Annotated in this window: 5 protein-coding genes; 2 read left to right on the plus strand and 3 right to left on the minus strand. The window is 34.1% G+C overall.

Annotation, left to right across the window (positions count from 1 at the left end; all coding sequences use genetic code 11):
• Positions 1–41: 41 nt before the first annotated feature.
• Positions 42–1,163, minus strand: coding sequence for a DNA primase small subunit domain-containing protein (locus tag K5790_RS10190; protein WP_297594753.1), 1,122 nt, complete (start codon positions 1,161–1,163; stop codon positions 42–44).
• Complete coding sequence (locus K5790_RS10195) at positions 1,163–2,185, minus strand: DNA primase (RefSeq protein ID WP_297594755.1); 1,023 nt, start codon at positions 2,183–2,185, stop codon at positions 1,163–1,165. Before K5790_RS10195 ends, K5790_RS10190 begins: the two co-directional genes overlap by 1 nt.
• Positions 2,186–2,263: 78 nt before the next feature.
• Between K5790_RS10195 and K5790_RS10200 the strand changes: the two genes are divergently transcribed.
• Positions 2,264–3,103: a deoxyribonuclease IV gene (locus K5790_RS10200; RefSeq protein WP_297594757.1), complete on the plus strand. Its 840-nt coding sequence runs from the start codon at positions 2,264–2,266 to the stop codon at positions 3,101–3,103.
• Positions 3,104–3,133: 30 nt separating this feature from the next.
• Positions 3,134–4,591 (plus strand): glycine--tRNA ligase, encoded by a 1,458-nt coding sequence (gene glyS / locus K5790_RS10205; RefSeq protein WP_297594759.1) that lies wholly within the window; start codon positions 3,134–3,136, stop codon positions 4,589–4,591.
• Between the two features lie 9 nt (positions 4,592–4,600).
• Here glyS and K5790_RS10210 read toward each other — a convergent pair.
• Positions 4,601–7,945, minus strand: a 3,345-nt coding sequence (locus tag K5790_RS10210; protein WP_297594761.1) for a hypothetical protein, incomplete at its 5' end; no start/stop codon positions are given.

Here is a 7,945-nt window from a genome sequence, read left to right on the forward strand (position 1 = left end):
ACTTTGTTAAGATTCGGTAAATTAATGTCTTACCAGCAAAATTAAGCAATTGTCGCTAGTTTTTTGCAAATCATATAGACTGCAGCAAATGTGGGAACTGATACTGTTTCATTGTTGTATGGACCGAATTTTTTGTTTTTTAATTTAAATTCAATTGGGCAATTAGCAACGATCTCAATAGAATCATCACTTAGAAAAGATGCTTCAACATAAGGATCAAACTTTGATAAATCGTTACAAAAAATTTTTGTCAGCCCACTTTTGCTGTTAATGGATCCAGGCAATCTAAATATTCTATGAATGTCCATGGTTACATTTGGATCAATTTTTACTCCAATGTTTTCAGAAACATCATCCAAAGTTTTTTGAAATGATGAGTAACCATTTGCAATCAATTCTGTAATTATTTTTGAGCGTTTAGATTTTGTACCATAAACATGCTTTGCAAATCTTCCTTTCCATCCTTTGTCGCTAAAATCTGGAAAAGCCAAACGATCTTGTTTAAATTTTCTCATTCCAAATGTTTCAGGTATAGCTCCACGTAGGGAAATATAATCTGCCAATTCTGATCTTTCTCTAGAACCAATTTTTTGAAATTGTGAATTGTACACATAAACATGAAATCCTTCATTGCCTGAGAAATACACTTGAATATTATCTTGAGTCACAGCAAGATCATCAATTAAAACTTCAGATAGTTTAGAAACTTCAATTTTTGATGCATCAATACAGTTTTTGCAGGGTAAAGATTTTTTTTCAAGTTTAATAGAATTACATTTAGAACATTTTATAGAGTTTTTTGAAACCTCGTAACATTCATTACAAATTGAAACTGTGTGATTTTCTCTACATGATAAATTAAGATCTTTTGCATCAATATCAAAAATTAGATCTGCCTCTTTCCAATCTTTTTCATTCATCGGTAAATTTGGAAATGAATAGTATGCATTTGAACAATAAACATCAGATGGAGTATTTTGCATAAGTAGTAGATGCAATTCCTTGTCATCTTTGATCTGTATATGACGAATCATTCCTGAATTAAATTTCTGATATCCAAATTCTCTTTCAGATGTTCGTTCAGGAACTCTAATAAGATCAAAATGATCAAAATAATATTTTTTAAATGAATCTTCTAAGAAGTTAATTTCAGCTGCTTGCATTATTTTCTCTTTTTTCCGAATTGTAAAGGATTAATGATGTTATCACATTCAGATGTTGCAAAACATAGGGATTGTGTATTTAGTTTCTCACATGAAGGGCAAGAATATTGAGTTCCACTTCCTGACGTTCCTGCTAAATGATTTAGTTGGTAGAGTGTAACTCGTTGATTATAATCAGGAGCATTTTTGAATAGAGGTGCAATCTCCTCAACAGTTTGACCTTTTGAGAGAAGAAAAGTTGCAAGCATAAAACGTCCTGAGTGAGGTAGATTTTCACCTTTTTCAAGTACTTCAATTGCGTGTTTAATGCAAGGAGGATATTCTCCAGTCGTAACAAAATTTGATTGGAATTTTTTTGAATATTTAACTAGTTTTTCCACTGAATCTTCAAAACCAGGAATCATTGAAGGTTTTTTTCCAGATAAAATTTTTGAGTTAATGTATGTTCCCAATTCTTTCCTAAAGAGTCTAACCATCTTATCAGCTTTAAGATAAACAAATCCATTTTCTACATGTCTATTAACTAACTTCCATTCTCTTTCATGAAAATGAATGGAATGTCTGATATAGTCTATGACGGGAATAATGAAAAAATCATCTTGCTTTTTTATTCTAATTGAAAAAAGTTCTTCAATAATTTTAATTGGTAATTCATTCTCGCTGGAAATATTTTTTAAATCTTTAGTAAGAAAACCTTCTGCACGCATAGATTCACTCAGAGCAAAACGCTTTGCCAAAGTTGGAATTCCTGCTAATTTTAGCAGAACAATTGATAATAAAAATGAAAAAACTTCTCTAGGGAGTGAACCTGTATTAGAAACCTGATTTTGAATAATTTCTGATTCATAATCTTTATTCATTTCACATGCTGCATGAATTCGAGTATAGGCTTTTTCTATAATAGGGATAAGATCTGGATCAGTTCCAAATTGTTCTAGTGTAAACCCTTGTTCTTTTAGATATTTGCCTGCATCAGCTAGGAATGGATATTTTGCTTTTTCATCTTCTCCAAGTTCAAGCATGAAAGTAATTTACATAATTTACATAAAAATCTGGTTTTTGATGGTGGTTTAAATTATGTTTACTGAATCTTGAGAAATATGCAGATCGGCTGTCATGTATCAATTTCAGGATCAATTGACAAGGCAGTAGATAACGCTATTGAGCGAGAATGTTCTGCATTTCAGATCTTTACAAGAAATCCTAGAGGGTGGCATGTAAAAGAACTCACAAAAGATGATATTTCTAATTTTAAATCAAAACTAAAGGCAAGTAAAATTGATAGATTTGCAACATGTGCACATATGCCATATTTACCAAATCTTGCATCTCCAAAAGAAGATGGATTTGAAAAATCTGTTAAAACATTAATTGATGAAGTTGAAAGATGTGCATTATTAGGAATTCCATATCTTGTTACACATCTTGGTAGTCATTTAGGAATTGGAGAAGAAGAAGGAATTAAGAGACTTGTAAAAGGATTAACAAAAGCAGGAGAGACTAAAAATGATGTGATGATTTTATTAGAAAATACTGCAGGACAAAAAAATTCTGTAGGTTCTGATTTTAAACAGCTAGGAGAAATTTTTAATCAATTAAAGCCTTCAAAAAAATTTGGTGTTTGTTTTGATACTTGTCATGCATTTGTATCAGGATATGATTTAAGAACTGCAAATAAAGTAAAAGAAACTTTTGATGAATTTGATAAATATGTAGGAATTAAAAATTTGAAGATTTTGCATCTTAATGATGCAAAAGGGGATATTGGGTGTAATCTTGATAGACATTATCATTTGGGCTTGGGTGGTATTGGTGAGCAAGGCATATCTTCTGTAGTTAAATTTGCAAACAAGAAAAAAATTCCTATAATTCTAGAGACACCGATTGATGATGAACGAGATGATTTTGAAAATATCAAAAAAGCAAAGGAGTTTGCGTAGAAATTTATTCTATGATTAGGAAATTATGGTATGGACTATGAAGCAGTAATGAAATTAGCACTTGAACGTGGATTTTACTTTCCAAGCTGTGAAGTGTATGCGGATGCACAGGCTGGATTTTGGGAGTATGGTCCTTCTGGAGTAAGTCTGAAAAATAAATTCCTTGAATTGTGGAGGCGTGAATTAATCCGAAGAGATGGAATGCTAGAAATTGATGGCTCACAAATAATGTCAAGATCAGTTTTTGAGGCATCAGGACACTTGGGAAATTTTGCTGATCCTATTATCAAATGTATGAAATGTAAATCAACATTTAGAGCAGATAGAACAATTGCAGATATTACAAAAATAGAGATTCCTGAGAGTGCAGATTTAGAAGAATTTGATAATGCTATTTTACAAAACAACATAAAGTGTCCAAAGTGTAAGGGAGATTTTGAGAAAACAAAGAATTTCAATATGATGTTTAAAGTTGGAATAGGTCCTGAAGAAGAAGAAGCGTATCTTAGACCTGAGACATGTCAATCAATATTTGTAGATTTTCCAAGACTATTCAAAACCATGAGAGGGAAATTACCCTTAGGAATTGCACAGGTTGGAAAAAGTTTCAGAAATGAGATAGCACCAAGACAGAGTTTATTGCGACTAAGGGAATTTTATCAGGCAGAAATTGAAGTCTTTTGCAATCCTGCAAAATTACATGATGTAGATAGATTTTCTGAAATTCAAGATACTACAATTAGAGTTCAAACAGATGCAGAACCAGTATCAATGACTTGTAAAGAAGCAGTAGAGTCTGGAATTATTCCAAACAAGTTTGTTGCATACTATCTTGGAATTTTAACTGAATTTTATGAAAAAACTGGAATTGATATTTTAAAAAGCAGATTTAGAAAGCTGGGTGAGAAAGAAAAGGCGTTTTATGCAGAAGTTGCTTTTGATTTTGAAGTAGAAACTACAATTGGGTGGTTAGAACTTGTTGCGTGTAATTACAGATCTGATTATGATTTATCCAGCCATGCCAAAAAAAGTAATGAGAAATTTGAGGTCATGGATAATGATGAAAAAGTATTACCACATGTTTTTGAGATTTCAATGGGAATTGATAGGAGTCTATACACAATTTTGGAGCATAGTTTGAGAGATGATAAGGAGCATGAAAGAGTTGTATTATCTCTAAAGCCATATTTGTCACCAGTTCATGTTGGGATTTTATCTTTGGTTAAAAAAGATGGGTTAAAAGAGAAAACAGATGAGATATTTCTTCAAATAAAAAGAAAATGTGATGCATTTTTGGATCATTCAGGTGCAATTGGAAGAAGATATAGAAGATTAGATGAGATTGGATCACCTTTTGCAATTACAGTAGATCATCAAACATTAGAGGATCAAACTGTAACTATCAGAATGAGGGACAGTATGGAACAAAAAAGAATTAACATCTCAGATCTTGATTCTGTAATTTTAGAATCAATTGCATATCCATAAAATCACAGATTAATTTGAAAACACAGTTATTGTTTCAGAGTGATATCTGTATTTAATCTTGATAATTGGTTCGGGTGTTGCATGTGCTTCTTGTAATGCTCCATCTTGAGTTTCTAGAGATATAGTCCACTGATCAACTATTGGATCAATTGATGTAATTGCAAATCTCTCCAAAGCGTTATCTGCGCCACTATATCTAATTCTGAGTACTTGATCACCATATATTATACTGGTTAATCCTCCACGATTGTTCTTTGTACTTTCATTAATTGTACAGTCATCAGTTCCTCCAATTACACACTGACCTTGAGGATCAGTAACTCTGAATTGGAGATTTGCATCTGAGTTAGATGAATAGATAAGTGCAGGCTCTGCTACAACTTTGCCATCAATTTCTATTGATTCTAAAGATGGCAACTCAGATGCAAATAGAGATACAGTTCTTGGATAGCTATGAATAGTTGCAGATTGTGTAACTATTGATTTATCATACAGATCAACTTTTCCTTGTAACTTATTACTTGCAAAAGATGTAGAAGATGGAACATTCCAATCAAAGGTAACTTTGGTTTGTCCAATCTCAAATAGTTGTGACTTTTGTTCCACAACTTCTCCATTGGCAATTAGGGACACAGTTCCGTATGCAGGTGAATCATTGGTAAAGACATAGATTTCAGGTCTAGTCGATGTTCCACTTGGTTTGATTGATTCAACATCCATTTCAACTGAAACATTTGATGATTTGGTTGGCTTTACTCCAATTTGATATGGTTTGGAATCAACAGTGTTTAGATCATCATCTAATACATGAATCCAATATTGTATGCCAGGCTCTACTAAGAAATAGGATGGTAATGTTGCACTTACAAGATAAGAAGTCTCAGATACATAAAGTGATTCGATATTCATTCTCATAGCAGCATACTGTTCTGTTGATTGGCCCATTGGGGCAGTTCTTAGCTCAACACGTTTTAGTGCAGATTTACTATCAATGATTGCAGATACTGAAAGATCATCATTGTCTAGATAGAAGACAGATTGAGTTGATGCCAAATGTTGTGTATCATTGTTAATCCTGAACTTCACATCAAAGATTCTTGGAACATCAATAGATATGTCAGATTCCTCTTCAGGTAATTCTACAATAGTTGTAGAACCAACACATTCAGTAAGATATATTGGTGATTGGACTTTGTTTATTAGCTCACCTTTAGTTTCAGATACTATTACCATCATGAATGTTTCATCAGATGCAATTGGGGCCTCATAGACATACTTGTCAACTTTTGAGAGTTTGTTAATTTCTTCAAATGGTTGGTTGTCAGCTAGTTTTGCATATACTGTTCCTGTTTTGGTGGTATGAAGTACAACAGATGGAGCTTCATCAGCATCACTTGAAACAAGAATTCTAGCTATATTTTCATTACATTTGTCATATGAGACTTCATTAATTGCCAAGGATGTTCCCAGAACTCCTCCGAATCCAGCAGAACTAGATCCTGCACCAGAACGGCCGCCTCCACCACCTGGGCTGCCTCCACCTGGGCTGCCTCCACCTGGGCTGCCTCCACCTGGGCCGTCTCCACCGCCTGAGCTCTTTTTAGAAGAGAAAGATTTCTTTGAATAGTGATCCGATTCAATCTCTACATCACAATAATTAGCATTAATAGTTGATGGAGTGTTTGAGAGAATAGCGTCAATTCCACCTGTCCACACTCCTCCAACAAGGGTATGAACTTCAACATCAGCACATCCATTAGGAAGTGTAAGTATGTCGCCAGAAACTGGTTTTGGTATTAAGACAGTCATTTTTGGTTTTGATTTAAAGTTAGAAGGATCACCATAGTCAAATCCAACACCTTCTTCTTCAAATCTAGATTTAACATCAATCTCTAACTCTAGCTCATTTGTAATTCCACTATCAGCCAATGTTGGTGAGTTAATATGGCCATCATCAAGTTCAATTACAATCCAATCTCTTGTAAAGGTTCCAACTGAGGATGAACTTGGATTTGTTGTGATATCAAGTTTTGATAAACCTCCAAAGCTTGGAATGAGTGTTGGCTCTACCGGAAGAATGATTTGTTTTCCAGGAATAATCTTAGTAATTGGTGGGGTAGAAATTACTTGATGAGATGATTCACTAGATACAGCTAGAGGAATAACTGCTGTTAATGATTTATTAGCAGATAGAGTGTATTTTGGAAGTTTTATTGTATTTTGTACAATAGAACCATCTACTCCAACTACATAGGAATTATCATATTTTATATTTGATTGTTGTATGATAGCACTTTGTATTCCAGAAGTATTATTTACACCAACTCTGATTATTTTTAGAGCTTGATTTGATTTAGTGATGGTCGTCGTTGTTGTATCCTCTACAATACTTGCTGTTAATCCTTGCAGTACTGAAATCTGAGTGGAGTTAAGATTTGGTGTAGTTTTAGCTGGTGATGGTGGAAGTAATGATAGATCAGTTGCAGTACTAAATAACTCAAATTCTATCAAAGGATTTACATCATCACAGCATACTGAAACAGTTACTTCATCTGTATCTTCTATGTATCCTGCAGGAACCGAAGTGATTTGAATATCGTAATCATTTACTGGAACAGATAGAATTCTTATATCGCCATTAGTTGCACTAGCGTCATTTCCATCATTGTCAGTTATACTTAAAATTCCAATTCCTGTTATTGGGTTTGGAGTAATTGCAAAAGATACACCACCTACTAATGAATTATTTTCAGAGATTATAATTTGCAAAGTTCCAACTAGATCAATTTTATCATTTAAGACTAGAGATTCAGTGAGGGAGATAGAAGCTGTCTTGCTTGTGTTGATTTCATCAATGAGGGATAGAGATTCGTCTAGTGAGACAGAAGCTGTCTTGCTTGTGTTGATTTTATCAGTGAGGGTGAGTGACTCGTCTAGTGAGACAGAAGCTGTCTTGCTTGTGTTGATTTCATCAGTGAGGGATAGAGATTCGTCTAGTGAGACAGAAGCTGCGTGAGTAGTGTCTACAAGATCAACGAAGGTGAGTGACTCGTCAAGGGAGACAGAAGCTGTCTTGCTTGTGTTGATTTCATCAGTGAGGGTGAGTGACTCGTCTAGTGAGACAGAAGATGTCTTGCTTGTGTTGATTTCATCAGTGAGGGTGAGTGACTCGTCTAGTGAGACAGAAGATGTCTTGCTTGTGTTGATTTCATCAGTGAGGGATAGAGATTCGTCTAGTGAGACAGAAGCTGCGTGAGTAGTGTCTACAAGATCAACGAAGGTGAGTGACTCGTCAAGGGAGACAGAAGCTGTCTTGATTGTGTTGATTTCATCAGTGAGGGTGAGTGACTCGTC

This window comes from Nitrosopumilus sp., from assembly GCF_025698945.1.
Lineage (GTDB): Archaea > Thermoproteota > Nitrososphaeria > Nitrososphaerales > Nitrosopumilaceae > Nitrosopumilus.